Source organism: Pseudoalteromonas sp. TAB23 (assembly GCF_000498075.1).
GTDB lineage: Bacteria > Pseudomonadota > Gammaproteobacteria > Enterobacterales > Alteromonadaceae > Pseudoalteromonas > Pseudoalteromonas arctica.
Window position 1 is genome coordinate 18671 of the sequence record NZ_AUTP01000118.1, and the last position, 14058, is coordinate 32728.

General features: G+C 36.7%; 14 protein-coding genes and 1 pseudogene. 7 read left to right on the plus strand and 8 right to left on the minus strand.

The features are described from left to right. Positions 1 to 32 precede the first annotated feature (32 nt). On the minus strand, positions 33 to 416 hold the full coding sequence (locus tag L654_RS0103515) for a response regulator (protein ID WP_002958224.1): 384 nt from the start codon (positions 414 to 416) through the stop codon (positions 33 to 35). A gap of 113 nt (positions 417 to 529) precedes the next feature. Here L654_RS0103515 and L654_RS0103520 point away from each other — a divergent pair, with 113 nt between their 5' ends. Beyond that, complete coding sequence (locus L654_RS0103520; RefSeq protein WP_024589425.1) at positions 530 to 973, plus strand: hypothetical protein; 444 nt, start codon at positions 530 to 532, stop codon at positions 971 to 973. A gap of 106 nt (positions 974 to 1079) precedes the next feature. Continuing rightward, the gene (locus L654_RS0103525; RefSeq protein ID WP_002958222.1) at positions 1080 to 1325 is read left to right on the plus strand and encodes a hypothetical protein; all 246 of its coding nucleotides are present in this window, start codon (positions 1080 to 1082) and stop codon (positions 1323 to 1325) included. A gap of 178 nt (positions 1326 to 1503) precedes the next feature. On the opposite strand, the gene L654_RS1000000128105 is transcribed toward L654_RS0103525, so the two are convergent. Continuing rightward, positions 1504 to 1650 (minus strand): hypothetical protein, encoded by a 147-nt coding sequence (locus tag L654_RS1000000128105; protein ID WP_007581365.1) that lies wholly within the window; start codon positions 1648 to 1650, stop codon positions 1504 to 1506. Positions 1651 to 1747: 97 nt separating this feature from the next. After that, on the minus strand, positions 1748 to 2668 hold the full coding sequence (locus tag L654_RS0103535) for a glyoxylate/hydroxypyruvate reductase A (RefSeq protein WP_024607282.1): 921 nt from the start codon (positions 2666 to 2668) through the stop codon (positions 1748 to 1750). A 129-nt stretch (positions 2669 to 2797) separates the two neighbouring features. Here L654_RS0103535 and L654_RS0103540 point away from each other — a divergent pair, with 129 nt between their 5' ends. Next, on the plus strand, positions 2798 to 4504 hold the full coding sequence (locus L654_RS0103540; RefSeq protein ID WP_024607283.1) for a lysophospholipid acyltransferase family protein: 1707 nt from the start codon (positions 2798 to 2800) through the stop codon (positions 4502 to 4504). 47 nt (positions 4505 to 4551) lie between these two features. On the opposite strand, the pseudogene dapE reads toward L654_RS0103540, so the two are convergent. Then, a pseudogene (gene dapE, locus L654_RS01000000125415) lies at positions 4552 to 5734 on the minus strand (succinyl-diaminopimelate desuccinylase). Positions 5735 to 5997: 263 nt separating this feature from the next. Between dapE and L654_RS0103550 the strand changes: the two are divergent. Next, positions 5998 to 6651 (plus strand): OmpW family outer membrane protein, encoded by a 654-nt coding sequence (locus tag L654_RS0103550; protein ID WP_002958218.1) that lies wholly within the window; start codon positions 5998 to 6000, stop codon positions 6649 to 6651. An 81-nt stretch (positions 6652 to 6732) separates the two neighbouring features. Here the strand turns inward: L654_RS0103550 and L654_RS0103555 are convergent, their stop codons facing one another. Continuing rightward, entirely contained in the window at positions 6733 to 7266 is a 534-nt protein-coding gene (locus L654_RS0103555) for a thioesterase family protein (protein ID WP_002958217.1), read from the minus strand. 105 nt (positions 7267 to 7371) lie between these two features. Here L654_RS0103555 and L654_RS0103560 point away from each other — a divergent pair, with 105 nt between their 5' ends. Continuing rightward, a complete protein-coding gene (locus L654_RS0103560; protein WP_024607284.1) occupies positions 7372 to 7866 on the plus strand; it encodes a hypothetical protein in 495 nt (164 codons plus the stop codon). Between the two features lie 28 nt (positions 7867 to 7894). Here the strand turns inward: L654_RS0103560 and tyrR are convergent, their stop codons facing one another. The 3 genes from tyrR to bcsE form a co-directional block, all read right to left on the minus strand. Next, on the minus strand, positions 7895 to 9451 hold the full coding sequence (gene tyrR / locus L654_RS0103565) for a transcriptional regulator TyrR (protein WP_007581355.1): 1557 nt from the start codon (positions 9449 to 9451) through the stop codon (positions 7895 to 7897). Between the two features lie 193 nt (positions 9452 to 9644). Then, positions 9645 to 11225 (minus strand): cellulose biosynthesis protein BcsG, encoded by a 1581-nt coding sequence (bcsG, locus tag L654_RS0103570; RefSeq protein WP_024607285.1) that lies wholly within the window; start codon positions 11223 to 11225, stop codon positions 9645 to 9647. 169 nt (positions 11226 to 11394) lie between these two features. Continuing rightward, positions 11395 to 13017: a cellulose biosynthesis protein BcsE gene (gene bcsE, locus L654_RS0103580; protein WP_024607286.1), complete on the minus strand. Its 1623-nt coding sequence runs from the start codon at positions 13015 to 13017 to the stop codon at positions 11395 to 11397. Between the two features lie 114 nt (positions 13018 to 13131). On the opposite strand from bcsE, the gene bcsR reads away from it, so the two are divergent. Together bcsR and bcsQ are read left to right on the plus strand one after the other, a co-directional pair. Continuing rightward, a complete protein-coding gene (gene bcsR / locus L654_RS0103585; protein WP_007581346.1) occupies positions 13132 to 13320 on the plus strand; it encodes a BcsR/BcsP family cellulose biosynthesis protein in 189 nt (62 codons plus the stop codon). Between the two features lie 20 nt (positions 13321 to 13340). Further along, positions 13341 to 14057 (plus strand): cellulose biosynthesis protein BcsQ, encoded by a 717-nt coding sequence (gene bcsQ, locus L654_RS0103590; protein ID WP_024589432.1) that lies wholly within the window; start codon positions 13341 to 13343, stop codon positions 14055 to 14057. The last annotated feature ends 1 nt before the right edge of the window (position 14058 follow it).

Here is a 14058-nt window from a genome sequence, read left to right on the forward strand (position 1 = left end):
TTTTTGTTTAAATTTTAAATGTACTTACTTTATTAGACATTTTCTAAATCTGGATAAAACTTCTTAAGCATTGCCGCTATTTTTTTAGGTGTAAATGGCTTTACTACAAACCCTTTAGCGCCTTTATCAATTGCATCCTTAACATTCTCAATACCTGAATGTGCAGATACCATAACCACATTTGTCTCTGGGCTTAATTCATTGATTTGTGCAATCAAATCTTTACCATCACCGTCTGGCAATTCAATGTCTAAAAAAATGATATTATAATTTGCAGCTTGGCACTCACTAATACATTGTGAGGCAGTAGATGCTTCCTTTACGTTATCTATCCCTAAGTGCATGAGCGTTTGGCTCAAAAAACTACGCACTGTGCTAACGTCATCTACAATTAAAATTGATAGCTGCGTATTCATCTTTATTCCTCGTAGGCTATAAGCTAACTTTAAGTTATCATAATAATTAGCTTAGTATATAAATTTACTCATTTAATTATAGAGACCTACGGAAAAAAGGCCAGATTTGCTTTATGTCTAAAACCCCAAATAAACAATCGTTGCTAGGTAAAGCACCGGCAAGAAAAAAAACAGCGCAAAAAAGAAAACCTCAGCGTTCTACTCAGCGCCCTTCACCTGGCGAGTTAAATTCCAGTGCAAAGAATGATATAAGCCAAAAAAAAACGCAAAAAAAAGGACTGTTTATATCACTCGCTGTCGTTGCTGTAATAATTTTAGCTTTTCCAAAACCTACCTTACTCACCTATAAAAAATTAGGGATGGTAAGTGAGAGTGTTTACTGGCCCGGATTCTTTGGCAAGGGGGCTACTTTAATTGATTCAAACCTACACCCCACCTATGATTCTAGCCGTGAGTCCCTTTATTTATGCAGTGACTTACAAAAACCGCAGAGCTGCCAAAAGTATCAAGTAATTGCTGATAATGGTTTATTTTCAGCAATCGGTAGCTACTTTTAGCATTAAAAAAACTAATCTGAAAATTTAAAATTACTTGGTTGAAAGGTGCGCAAAAGATCAACATAATGGCGCTCCTTTTTTCAACAACTGAACTATTGAAACGACCATGCTAAACGAGCTAGATTGGCTTTTAAATACTACACTACTTGCACTAGGTTTAGGTGCATTCTTTATTAACCAGATAACACTGCTGCGCGTTGCCGCCATTAGTGCGTGTGGTTTATTATTCTTATCATTTAGCTTAGATCTTATGTCGTCGAGTGTTATTTCAAATATGAGTTTAGTGTTGATCAATACTTTTTACTTGTTTAAAGTTTATACATTTGGGCAATTTAATGTAACCCAAAGTTAACAACTTTTCCCTAGAATATTTAATAGCCCAGCATTGCTGGGCTTTTTTTTGTTAAGAATTTAAAAATATTAAAAAGCACTTTCAATCAAGATGAAAATTAGAGCTTCAGGGGCACACAAGCACTACTGTGAAAATAATGCTTGTATACTGCTAAAAAGAGGAATACATAGTAAGTAGGCTAGTCCGCTATTGTTAACTCGCTTTGGGTTTGTATTTTAGAAGGAGTATCCTCTGCATTAGCCTGATTAAACCAAGCTGAAACACCAAGTATAATAATTGAAACAATAACTAGGCTTAATTTAACGCCACTTTGACTCGATTTCATAACACCCTCTTTGTATTTTTTATTAGTGAGAATACCTTTTACACTAATGAAAATTACAAATGTTAACAAGCTGTTTTTTAAACTAATTAGCTATCAGCTAATAACCTTTAGTTCTATCTATTGGATTATTAAGTACTAACCCCTTATTCAAGCATTCAATATTATCGGCTATTTGCTCTATAACACTATTTAAATCAGAAATCGCCGCGCAATGTGGTGTAAGCGTTATTTTGGGGTTTCCCCAGTAAGGGTGATTCGACGCTAAAGGTTCTTGATCAAATACGTCGAGTGTAGCTGCGCGTAAGCTATCGTTATTTAATGCACTTAGTAAGTCTTGCTGAACAACATGAGCACCGCGTGCCACATTAATAACAACAGCATGTTTAGGTAGCTTTGCGAGCATTAAGTGATTAATAATGCCTGTCGTTGCTTGCGTAAGGGGTAATAGACATACAAGGTAGTCAACATCAGAAAGCATACTATTGAGGCCTTCCTCGCCATAAAAAATTTCGACATTAGTCGCGCTTTTATTACTTTGCGCCCAGGCACTTACCTTAAAGCCATTATTTATAAGCTTTTGCGCGCATGCTTTACCTAATTCACCAAACCCAAGTATGCCGACATGTTTATTACTATGCGCCCGCTTTGGCTTCCATGTTTGCTGTGTTTGTTTAATGTAATATTCTTTTAAACGTAACTTTTGAGCTAACACATGTGTCAGTACATATTCCGCCATATCTTCAGCTAGTTGCATGTCAACAATACGAACTACTTCAACACTTTCCTCGAGTAATGTTAAATCGATACTGTCTACGCCAGCACCAAATGACGACACAGCCTTTAAGTTAGGTAGCTGTGGCCACATAGATTCTGGCGCTTTCCACGCAAGTACAAAATCCACATCATGTGCGTTTTTGCAATCAGGCCATTGCTCTATCAGCGTATTTGGTAATCGCTCTTGTAACTTCGTTATTAGTTTTGTGTTGTCACGCCCAGTTATAGCAACCAATACCGACATAAATTCTCCTAACAATACACAGTTTATAAGTTAGCACTTTAAAAAGTCACACTACTGCAAAGTAACTGTCACACCCTTTTTTTAATCTTACATGTATGGCGAATAGGCCAAACGGAATATGAGGTTAATATGATAAGTGTTGATAAAGTAATTGCTGCAAACTTACCACAACTAGAGAACTCTCCAAAAGTAAAAGGTTTAGTAAAAAAAGGCCTAGGCTACTTATTACATGAACAAGAGTTTGTTGCTTTTGGTGATGCCTACCCTCACCTACAAGGATTAGAATTTGTTGAACAAGTGCTCGATGAACTCAATTTTGATACGCGCTATAAACCTAAGCAGATAGAACATATTCCTAATGAGGGTAAACTTGTTATCGTTGCTAACCACCCTATTGGTTCATTAGATGCTTTAGCACTTATCAAAGTACTTTCAACTGTAAGACAGGATTTAAAAGTAGTGGCAAACCGCATGTTGATGTCGGTTACTCCAATGCACTCACTTTTACTCCCCGTAGATAACTTATCAGGTATGAGTAAGAAACAAGAGCTTAGTAATATACAAAACCATTTAAAGGATGAAGGCGCATTACTTATATTTCCGGCAGGAGAAGTATCGCGATTAGGGCCAACAGGTATTAAAGACTGCAAATGGAATAGTGGCTTTTTACGTATGGCAAAAAAAGCTAACTGCCCTATTTTACCTATTTATATTAAAGCCAAAAACAGTCCACTTTTTTATGGCACATCAATGATTTATAAACCTTTGGCAAGTTTACTATTAGTGGCCGAGATGTTTAAGCAGCGCCAAAAATCTTTAGAGTTTGAGATTGGCGCCTCTATCCCTCCTGAATCTTACTTAATAGAAAATCTTAAAGATAAAGAAGTTGTAAACCTCATCCGTAAACAGCTTTATAGGCTTACAACAAAAAAAGCACTGCCGCTAAAAACACAAACACCTATCGCTGTTCCCGAGTGCAGAAAGGAGCTAAAAAAAGCAATTGAGCAATGCCAACTACTTGGTAAAACGCAAGACGGTATGCATATTCATCTATACCAATATGCAGGTAGCTCACCTATTTTTAGAGAGTTAGGGCGCCTGAGAGAAATAGCATTTAGAGCAGTCGGTGAAGGTAGTGGTAAGCGTCGTGATATAGATAAATACGATATGGATTACCAACACCTTGTACTGTGGGACCCAATACATCTAGAGCTGGTAGGTGCTTATCGATTAGCCTGTGCACAACAGATAATACAAAAACATGGCCGCGAAGGTTTGTATACCGATAGCTTATTTTCTTATAGCGACGCTATGACGCCCTATCTAAAACAAGGAATTGAGCTTGGTAGAAGCTTTGTACAGCCAAAATATTGGGGACGTAAGAGCCTCGACTATTTATGGTATGGCATTGGCGCTTTTATAAAAAGCTATCCACAGTACAGATACTTGTTTGGTGCTGTAAGTGTATCAAATGCTCTACCCGAGCAAGCAAAAGCCATGCTCGTTTATTACTATCAGCATTACTATAAAAGTGGTATTGAATTAGCTACGCCTAATAATGAATTTAAATTAACTGAGCAACAGCTAACCCAGTGCAATACTCTTTTTTGCGGCAATGACGTAAAAGAAGATTTTGTAGAGTTAAAGCATGTGTTAGCTAATATGGGGGCTCAAGTCCCTACTTTATTTAAACAATACACTGAACTTTGTAAACCAGGTGGCGTGCAATTTTTAAGCTTTAGTATTGATCCCGATTTTAATAATTGTATTGATGGATTGGTATTGGTCGATCTTGAAAATGTAAAAGAAAACAAAGCCAAACGTTATTTAGAATAGCCAATAATAAGTGAGTGCTTTATATTTATAAAGTACTCGATTTATATTTAATTATTTATAAATATCTGCTCAAGTAAAGTTGTATAAATAGCTTCAATTTTAAGTAAATCACTAATAGATACGTGTTCATTAGCTTGATGAATCGTATTGTTTCGCACACCACATTCAATAACTTGAGTATGGGGGCTGGCAAAAAATCGTCCATCTGATGTCCCTCCATTTGTACTTAGTAATGGGTAACTTGAAGTGTTTTTATAAATAGCCTGCTCAATATGAGTAAGTAAACTCCAACCCGTATTATGGCTTGTATAATAAGGCTCGCATGGGCGTTCCCACTCAATTGTAAAATGCTCAGCAAACTTGTTTAGGGTATTCATTAATTGCGTTTTAACTGCTGCGCTACTGTAACCGTGGCTATAACGTACATTAAATGTAATCTCACAATGACTTGGCACTAAATTATCGACCACATTATTTATGTTAATTCCAGTCACTTGCAGTGTGGTTTTTGAGCTAGCCACATCGAGTAACCAGATCTGATCACTCAAGCTATTTACTATTTTTGCAGCAATATGAGCAGCATTGAGTGTGTTTTGAGGATAAGCTACATGACCTGCCTTACCAGTAACTAAAATCCGAGCTGAAAGCGCACCACGACGGCCATTCTTAACCGTATCGCCAACTTGTGCCACACTTGATGGCTCCCCTACAATACAGCCATCTAATACAACACCTTGCTTGGCAAGCTTATTAACTATTTCTTGGGAACCAAATTCAGCCTCTCCCTCCTCATCTGACGTAATAAGCCAGTAAAGAGTCCCTACTTTAGCGGATTCACTATTAATTAACTTTTTTGTGGCGCTAAGCATGGCGGCAACACCACCTTTCATATCNCGCCCCTCTACCGTATATTGCATCATTGCGCACTCGCCCTTCAAAAGGAGGACTTAACCAACCGCTACTTGTTGCTGGTACTACATCAATGTGCCCTGAAAAAGCAACACATGGGCCATCTTTGAATTTTATGCAGGCAATTAAATTGGTTACACCATTTATAGTAAATTGCTCGCAACTTAACCCTAAATCCACCAATTTATCTGCAAGCCAATCAATTGCACCCGCTTGGTTAGGGGTTACTGATTCAAAGCGAATTAGTGTTTGTAAGTGCTCTACAACTTCTTTTTGAATATCCGTTGTTTTTGATTTTTTTTCGAATGCTTCTAAAAACATGTTAAACACACTTTATTATTTAATGTGCCTTTATTAAAACGTGAGTTTATGACTAAGCGATGTCAGCCTTAATACATTCATATGACTGTTGATGAAATAAATATGTCAATCTTTTCAAAAGCAGAACGACGCTAAATTTAATCTAAATCAATAAAGCATTCCACAAGGTTAAAATGTTTTTTAAACTTTGATCTAGAACAAGTTTTCATTTTTATTGCTCGGTAATAATAGCGCCAATCAAACAGTAGTTCTTGGAGAACAACATGAAAACTCAAATTAGCATCGCATTATTAACCTCTTTATTAGCACTCTCTCCAGCTGCACACGCTAACTTTAGCGTAAATGTTGGCGCTATTAACGTAAACCCTGATAATAGTAGCTCAGCAATTAATGAAGCACCTACGCTGGGCCTTAAAGGTGATTCAGATACTCAACTAGGTATCACTGTAGATTATGCATTTAACGATCAATGGGTGTTAGAACTAATAGCAGCAACACCTTTTTCACACGATGTAAATGGCGCAGGCGGCTTAGCAGGCAACAAAATTGCAGATATAAAACAGCTTCCTCCTTCTTTAGTTGCGCAATACCACTTTTTAGACACAAGTTATGCGCTAAGACCTTTTATAGGCGTAGGCATAAACTACACTGCATTTTTTGATGAGCAACCTTCTCAAGCACTTAAAGCGACGCTAGGAACAGACGATGTAGAAGTAAAATTAGATGATTCGTTTGGCTTTATGGCTCAGGTAGGTGCTAACTATAAAATTGATGCAAACTGGGGTCTACACGCCATGGTATCAATTATGGATATTGATACCGATGCCACTGTTTATGCTAATGGTGCAAAAGCACTTACATCAACTGTTGAGCTTGACCCCGTTGTTGCTATGTTCGGTGTTAGATACAGCTTTTAAAGCATATATAAAGTAGTACGTAGTTACCCAATTACAATGTGTGTTAAAAGGCCGAAAGGCCTTTTTTTTCATTTGTAGAGATTAGGGCAGGTTACTTAACTTTTTCTGCTCTAGCATTTCTTTCCAGTGCATAACTTCACTTGGCAATATAGGTGTTTGGCCATCAAAACCAGCCACTTCAAGCATTTCTTCAATACTTATAATACCTTTTTTACTTTTAAATACACCGCGTACATAAGCAATAGCATGTAAGCCTCGTTCTGAGTGAAACTTTTGCTCAATATAAAAGTATTTATGATCCCATCCAACTAGCTTAGTACTTATTGTATATCGCTGCATAGGCTTAATATCACGAATATAAGTAATAGCAGTTGCGTTAACAATCGGAAACCAGCGACGCTTCATTATTTGTTTAAGCAAGCCAACGCGCTCAGTCATCCAAGTTCGAGATAAATCCATCATCGCGAGGTAACGTGAGTTTGTTAAATGTAAATTAATGTCACAATCAGTAGGTAGAGCTTTGTAATCAATATCTACCGTATCAAGTAAATTTTGATATTGCTTGTTACGTTTAATTTTAAAAAACAATAATAAAAGTCGAATATATAAGTTCACAAAAAAGGTCTTACCAGTTAAATTTATTCGAGTGTAGCATAGCCCCTTGCGAAGACGAATATTCTACTTTAATCTTAAATCACTATTACAATAAAAAGATAACTCATGAAGTCAAAACTAAAAATTATTACTGCGCTAACTCTATTAGTGCCTAGTTATAATGCTTTTGCCGATTTTTCATTACCGGGTAAAGGCTCTGTTACTTACCCTACTGGTGTAGTTAAAGAATTTAAATTTGGTTTTGAATGGCAGCAAAAAGCTGAAAAATTCACTATTGGCTCTAAAAGTTACAATATGGAGCAAATCCCTAGCTCTTACTCGGTAGCTATAACGCTTTCAAAAGATAACAGCCAAATATGGGTGCAAGAATTTAATAATGGATTTATTGAAGAGTTTGAATGGCAAATTGGCGAACATAAGATCACTTTAAAAAAGCAGCAATTTAGCGACCCCGTAAAAGGCGATTATGTTATTGAACTTAATGACCGTAGCTATTTTTTCACTCGTAATAACGCCAGCATTGTAATGAACTTTAACGAAGAAGGTATCGAGACGATTGCAATTGACGGGGTAACAAAAAATATGGGCACTAAAAATTAGTCCCCATATTTTAATTTATTTAGGCCAATTACACTTTTACTGTTTTTCGGTTAATACCGTAATCACGTAACTTATTAGCTACAGCGGTGTGACTTAGGCCCAATCGCTTAGCTAACTGACGTGAGCTTGGATAAGCTGGGTAGAGTTTGCGAAGTAAAGTCGCTTCAAAACGTTTAACAGCTTGATCTAGTGAGCCTTCAAAATCAGATTCTAAATACCCTAAATCATGGGTAAAAGTTGGTAACTGTAAATGCTCTACGCGAAGCTCGCTATCATCTAGTAACGACACTGCACGGTAAATTGCATTTTCCAGCTGACGAACATTTCCTGGCCACGGATACTCTTGTAAAAAGCTCAAACACTCTTGTGATAAAACAGGAATTGCATGACCATTTTGTTGCGCATATTTTTGAATAAAATGCTCTGCAAGTGGTCCTACATCTGCTTTTCTATCTCTTAGTGGTGCTATTTCTAAAGTAAGCACGTTTATACGGTAATATAAGTCTTCTCTAAAAACCCCTTCTTGTACCATTGCAGGTAAGTCTTTTTGAGTAGCGGCAACAATACGTACATTTACTTTAACTTCGTTCTCATCGCCTACTTTTCTAAACGTACCATCTTGTAAAAAACGCAGTAACTTAGTTTGTAGTTGAGTCGACATTTCGCCAACTTCATCTAAAAATACAGTTCCACCATCGGCTTGCTCTAATACACCGCGCTTTGGCGCTGCATTTTCTTCGTACCCGGCATAACCAAATAACTCAGACTCAGCAACATCATCAGGAAGTGAAGCACACGACAGTGCAATAAAAGGTTTAACAGAACGATTAGATGCGTAATGGCACGCTCTAGCTAATAACTCTTTACCTGTTCCTGTTTCACCAGTAATCAAAATAGGGGCTTCTAGTTGCGCCATTTTGCGTGCTTCGCGCACAACTCGGCGCATTGCCGTACTAAAGTTATGAATAGTAGCAAAGCTTTCTTGCCCGTAACGTCTAAATGCACTGACTTGCTGCCCTAACCGACTTTGCGATTTAATGTTAATAACCGCACCAGCAAGCACATCACCTTCACTACCTTGAGGCACTGCAATTGGCAAAATGTCTGCAATAAAATCCTCACCCGCCACTTCAACGCGAGTGGTTTGTCCGAGTACTTCTTTACCTTCTAACCAGCGTGTAAAGTTAAAGCCTTTAAGCAGGTTATTAATATTTGCACCAATCACGTCTTTTTCAATTAGCTGTAAGTCTTTACATGCTGCATCGTTACATAAACGTACCCAACCTTTGGCATCAATAGAGATAACCCCATCAGGCAATGCACGTAGTAAAGTATTTAATTCGTTGTGTTCACGCTCAGATGGTAAAAATGCAGTGGTACGCACATCATGTACACCGTCGATTAAACGTATCGATGGCATAATTTTTTGGAATTGTTCAAATTCAATTTCGGGAAAACTAACGTACATACGACAATTTATAGAATCGACTTCAATTCCTTTCAAATCAACGCTGTAGTTAACTAATATATTAAGGATCTCTTGAGCAATACCAATTCGATCAGCACAGTGAATATCTAGACGCATACATCCTCAAAGAAGGAAAAACTATATTAGCCGAATAATACGCTAAGTCGCTTTGAGAAGGTAGTTTATTGTAAACATTTTTGGACAAAATAGCTTTTAAAGCCAAAGGGTGGGATGTAATTAAACGAGGAAAAAAAGCACTGATATTTATATTTAACTATACCAGTGCTGTTTATTAAATCTTATTATGAGACTACTTACCTTGTGGGTAAGCTGACCAATCACCACCATCTAATTGTATGAATGGTCGTTGGTTAACATACATCATTATTGTGCCTTCATTTTCAGCAACTTTAGGTGCTTTAGGTAGGTTTTCAAGTAAATTAGCAACACTATTATTCCCACCAAACACATCAGTTTGCAGTGCCTTACTTACCAGCTCTGAAAGCGCAAAGTAACTTGTTGAATCATCAACCACAATTTGCGAGTAGTTTTGTACATCAGGACCTATAAATTTAATTGCTACAGGTACCGACACAATTGCTGGACTAGGGATTTCACGTAATCCTGCAAACTGTACTTTATCACCTTTTAAATTAGCGCCGTGTTCAGGCACTATCATTAACATAACGTTGCGACCACGCTTTTCTAATTTTTTTACAAATTGGTTAATATCAGCAAACAAGTTTTTATGTCTGATTGGGTATGTCTCTTTACTATTCACCCTTGGTTGATTCTCTAGCTGATTACCGTCATGTAAACTTGTGGTGTTGTAATACATTGCACACGGCTTACAATCATCAGCTTGCTCTAACCAACCATCCAGCACAGCTTCATCTGAGTAAATAGGGCTATTATCAAAACCTCGAAGCGCCACTGGCATTGAATCGATATTAAATGGCGTGCTATCTAGGCCACCGTACTTATTTATTAAACCTTTAAACTCATCAAAATGTCCGTCGTGATTCATCACAACATTATTTTGATAACCTAGTTTCTCTAGGTTTTTAAACAAGTGACATTGTTCAGGTGCCTCTTTAAATAATGCTGTTTGACTAGTTTGGCCACAACTAGCGCGCAGTAGCCTTACCGCAGCTGGTCCGCTGTATGATGTAGCCGAGTTAAAGTCTGAAAACACCACATCAAAGTCTTTATACATATCAGTAACACTTACACCAATGGCATTTAAATCAGCAACAGCCATTGAGCATATGTTCAAAATAATTACATCAAACAGTTCACCATTTACTTGGTTCGGAAAGTGACTCATTAATAAGCTTTGTTGTTGATAAAAATCAGCTAATTTTTGATCAGGAGATTGTGCTGCCTGAGTGATCACTTGTGTTTGAGGATTACTTTGACTCTGTGTAACCGGCTCAGGGTTAGCCACATTATTAACAAATTGTGATTGAGAGTTACCCCCTTGCCACCCTACAACTAACAGCCCAACGATAGTGACTGTTGTAAAGCGTATCCATTGCGATGTATACCAAAAACATACACTAATTACGAACAAAGCCAATAACATATCAATGTTAATAACACGGGTTAATAACTCAATAAAGTAACCAAAACTAAAATCTTGAACGTTACCCGCTTGTTTAGTCAACCTGTTTATTGGTGGCAACCATGAGTCTTGGTAAAGTAATACCACAGCAAACACAGCACCTACTATATGTTTTGCCTTCTCTATTAATGGCTGTTTAAATTTAATCGCAAGCAACGCAGCAAAAGCCGCATTAGTTAATACGTTAAAATCAATTGCACCATAATAAAACAGAGCAAACTTAACTAAAAAATAAAGGTTCCAAACCCCTAAACCTGATAATTTCACTTCTTATCCTTTTTTACTGTATTTGGTGTATAAGGCTCTAATACTTCATGTTTAAAAGTAAGCTTATAATAATATTTTGTTATTTGAGATAAAATGTATTTGCCTAGCATACAAAGCACCGCGCCAAGCACCATTGCAAGAAACACGGTAATTAAAAGCTGATTCATACTCATAAGTTATCTCTTAATTTCATTATAAAAGGCTTAGCATCTGGGCGGATTTTGCTAGAAAATTCAGGTGTGTTAATATTTTCAGTAACGCTGTTTGCTATATCAGGTGCAAATTTATAGCTATCATTCTCGGCAAGTTTTTGCGAGAAATCTACGACACTCTTACCTTTATAAAAACGCCTTAATTGTTTACATTCTTGTTGAATGTAAAAGTGATCAGAAATTACATTTTGCTGTACAAAAAAATCGCTTGTTTTTAATTTAAACAAATGCTTAATCGCATTATCAACGTCATTCTCTCTACAAGCATGCAAATATAAATAAACTGTATTATCTGCAATACTAAATACATCACCTTCGCGTTTAATATGAAATAAATGCAAAGGGTGTATTGGGTCGATTCGTGGCAGTAATTCAAGCTTTACTAGCACACCGCTCACACCTAAATTAACGGCTGAGTCACTATGAATTTCTACTTGTTTTGTAAACTCAATGAAAGGTAAATATCCTTTCGAAAAGGTGTTTTCGGTGTATTTCAATACGTCCTCAACTGAGGGAGGTAAAGGCCTAGAAAACTGAAAACCTTGAATAGATTGAATTTGAGAGAGCAACCGAGAAGGCTCTGAAAAACTATATAGAATAAGGTTTACACCCAATGTTAAAAATAAACATTCATCTTGATGGCGAATAACACCATCAACATTTTGAATAACAAGCTTTAACCAGCGCCCACAGTTTTTTCTAAGCTCAAAACACTGCTTACCTAATAACGCTAAATCAGTGTAGCGCGTTACTGCAAAAATTAAGGTGGCTGCTTCTACCTTTGGGCCTTTATTAAATAAGTCATTATTATCTTTTACACTATTATAGTGCATTGGTAGTTTAGTACCTTCGGGCACCGCACTTTGCACAAGCCAAACATCGTCTTCATCGGAAAAGTCTGAACTTTTAGGTGCTTTGCTCTCGCTTATTATTCCCTTTTGAACAACAAACTGATTATTACTTAATAATAACGGGTAATGCTCACCAGCAATAACACCCGTGCTATGGCGCCAATAATCATATTCAAGAACTCGCATTGCAGAATCATTATCAACAAAAACCAGCCCATCAAATACATTATTTAATCGTCTAACTAAAAAACGGTAGTTAGCAATATCAGGCCCAGATATTAAAAATAGTAATGTAGCTCCGGTACGACGAACAAAGCCGTTGTACTCATTCATCATCAGTTTTAAGCTTTTTTCGCCAGCACTGTTTAACTGTGTTGTATTAAAATGAACAAAAATGAGTGCTTCGTTTAGACGTTTATAAGCACTTATCTCTTTTATAATACCTGAATTGATTCGCTCAATTGAATAGTGTTGTGTTTCTGGGGCCAACGAAAAAGGATGTACTCGATTATGTTCATAAGCATAATTTAACGATGCAGAAAAAGAAGAATCAAAAAATGATTCAGCCTCTTGAGAAACTATATATATATCATTAGCTAAACTTTGGTTAATTGAATGTAACGCTAATTCGATTGCAAAATTATCTAAAGGGGCTAAAACAGCATAACTTGAAGCCGATTTTAACTCTTTTGCAGCAGGCTCTAATCCCGTTATGTTAAAGTTATGCACTTAAAATGCCCTATAAAAAATACTTTTTTACTAGTTTTAACCGTTATTCTATATATAATAGCCAAATATTGTCCACTTTTAATCAAAATAATTAAAGTAACTGTAAAGGTAAAGATGAACAACTTAACATCTAAAAACTCACAAACGTTAACATCGAGTGATATAGAAAACCTTACACTGCGTTTTGGTGGAAAGAGTGATGACTACATAGAAATTGTAAACAAGCAGCAAAATAATAATACAATTAATAAATACGCATTGCTTAAAGAGATAAACAACGAACTAAACACATACACTAGTTAAACTAAGGATAGGTAACCCCGTTGCAAAGAGTTTTCATTAAAGGTATCAAAGGCGGTTTAGGCAGCACTTCTGTAGTTGCCAATCTTGCATGCGTGCTAAAAAAGTCTGACGTTGACGTTGTTGCTATCGATTTAGATGCAAAAAGTGACTTAGGTTTACATTTTGGTTTACCGTGGAAATACACCAAAGGCTGGAGTAATGAAGTGCACTTTGAAGATGCACTTACGCATTTTCACCAAGATAACGATGGCATTATATTTTTACCATTTGGCGATAACGACGACACTAGCACCGATAACATCACTAAAACGGTCAATAAATGCAAAAACCTAAATTATAACAACGAAGCTTGGATACTTTTTGACTGCCCTTCACATATTAACCTTTCTCACTACCCATTAGAGAAAGACGATATTGTAATTGAACTTGTTAATTGCGACGCTATTTGTCACAGCTTAATTTATAGGCGCCTGCAAAAACTTAAAAATTCAGATACCAATTGGAAACATTACTTTTTAGTTAACCGCTATAACTCTGCATCAACGCTAGAATTTGACTTATTTTCTCTATGGCAATCGACACTTCCCCTTATGGCTCCCTTTTTTATTAACAGTGACGAAGTTATTAAAGAGTCAACCGCATACAGAAATGTAGCACTTAACTGCGCGCCATATAGTGTCGCAAACGATGACTTTGAAACACTAGCTGGTTGGCTAGTTAGTAAAGCGACCTTATAAA

Coding starts and splice junctions, on each gene's coding strand:
- L654_RS0103515 (WP_002958224.1), bottom strand. CDS start 416: ATGAATACGCAGCTATCAATTTTAATTGTAGATGACGTTAGCACAGTG.
- L654_RS0103520 (WP_024589425.1), top strand. CDS start 530: ATGTCTAAAACCCCAAATAAACAATCGTTGCTAGGTAAAGCACCGGCA.
- L654_RS0103525 (WP_002958222.1), top strand. CDS start 1,080: ATGCTAAACGAGCTAGATTGGCTTTTAAATACTACACTACTTGCACTA.
- L654_RS1000000128105 (WP_007581365.1), bottom strand. CDS start 1,650: ATGAAATCGAGTCAAAGTGGCGTTAAATTAAGCCTAGTTATTGTTTCA.
- L654_RS0103535 (WP_024607282.1), bottom strand. CDS start 2,668: ATGTCGGTATTGGTTGCTATAACTGGGCGTGACAACACAAAACTAATA.
- L654_RS0103540 (WP_024607283.1), top strand. CDS start 2,798: ATGATAAGTGTTGATAAAGTAATTGCTGCAAACTTACCACAACTAGAG.
- L654_RS0103550 (WP_002958218.1), top strand. CDS start 5,998: ATGAAAACTCAAATTAGCATCGCATTATTAACCTCTTTATTAGCACTC.
- L654_RS0103560 (WP_024607284.1), top strand. CDS start 7,372: ATGAAGTCAAAACTAAAAATTATTACTGCGCTAACTCTATTAGTGCCT.
- tyrR (WP_007581355.1), bottom strand. CDS start 9,451: ATGCGTCTAGATATTCACTGTGCTGATCGAATTGGTATTGCTCAAGAG.
- bcsR (WP_007581346.1), top strand. CDS start 13,132: ATGAACAACTTAACATCTAAAAACTCACAAACGTTAACATCGAGTGAT.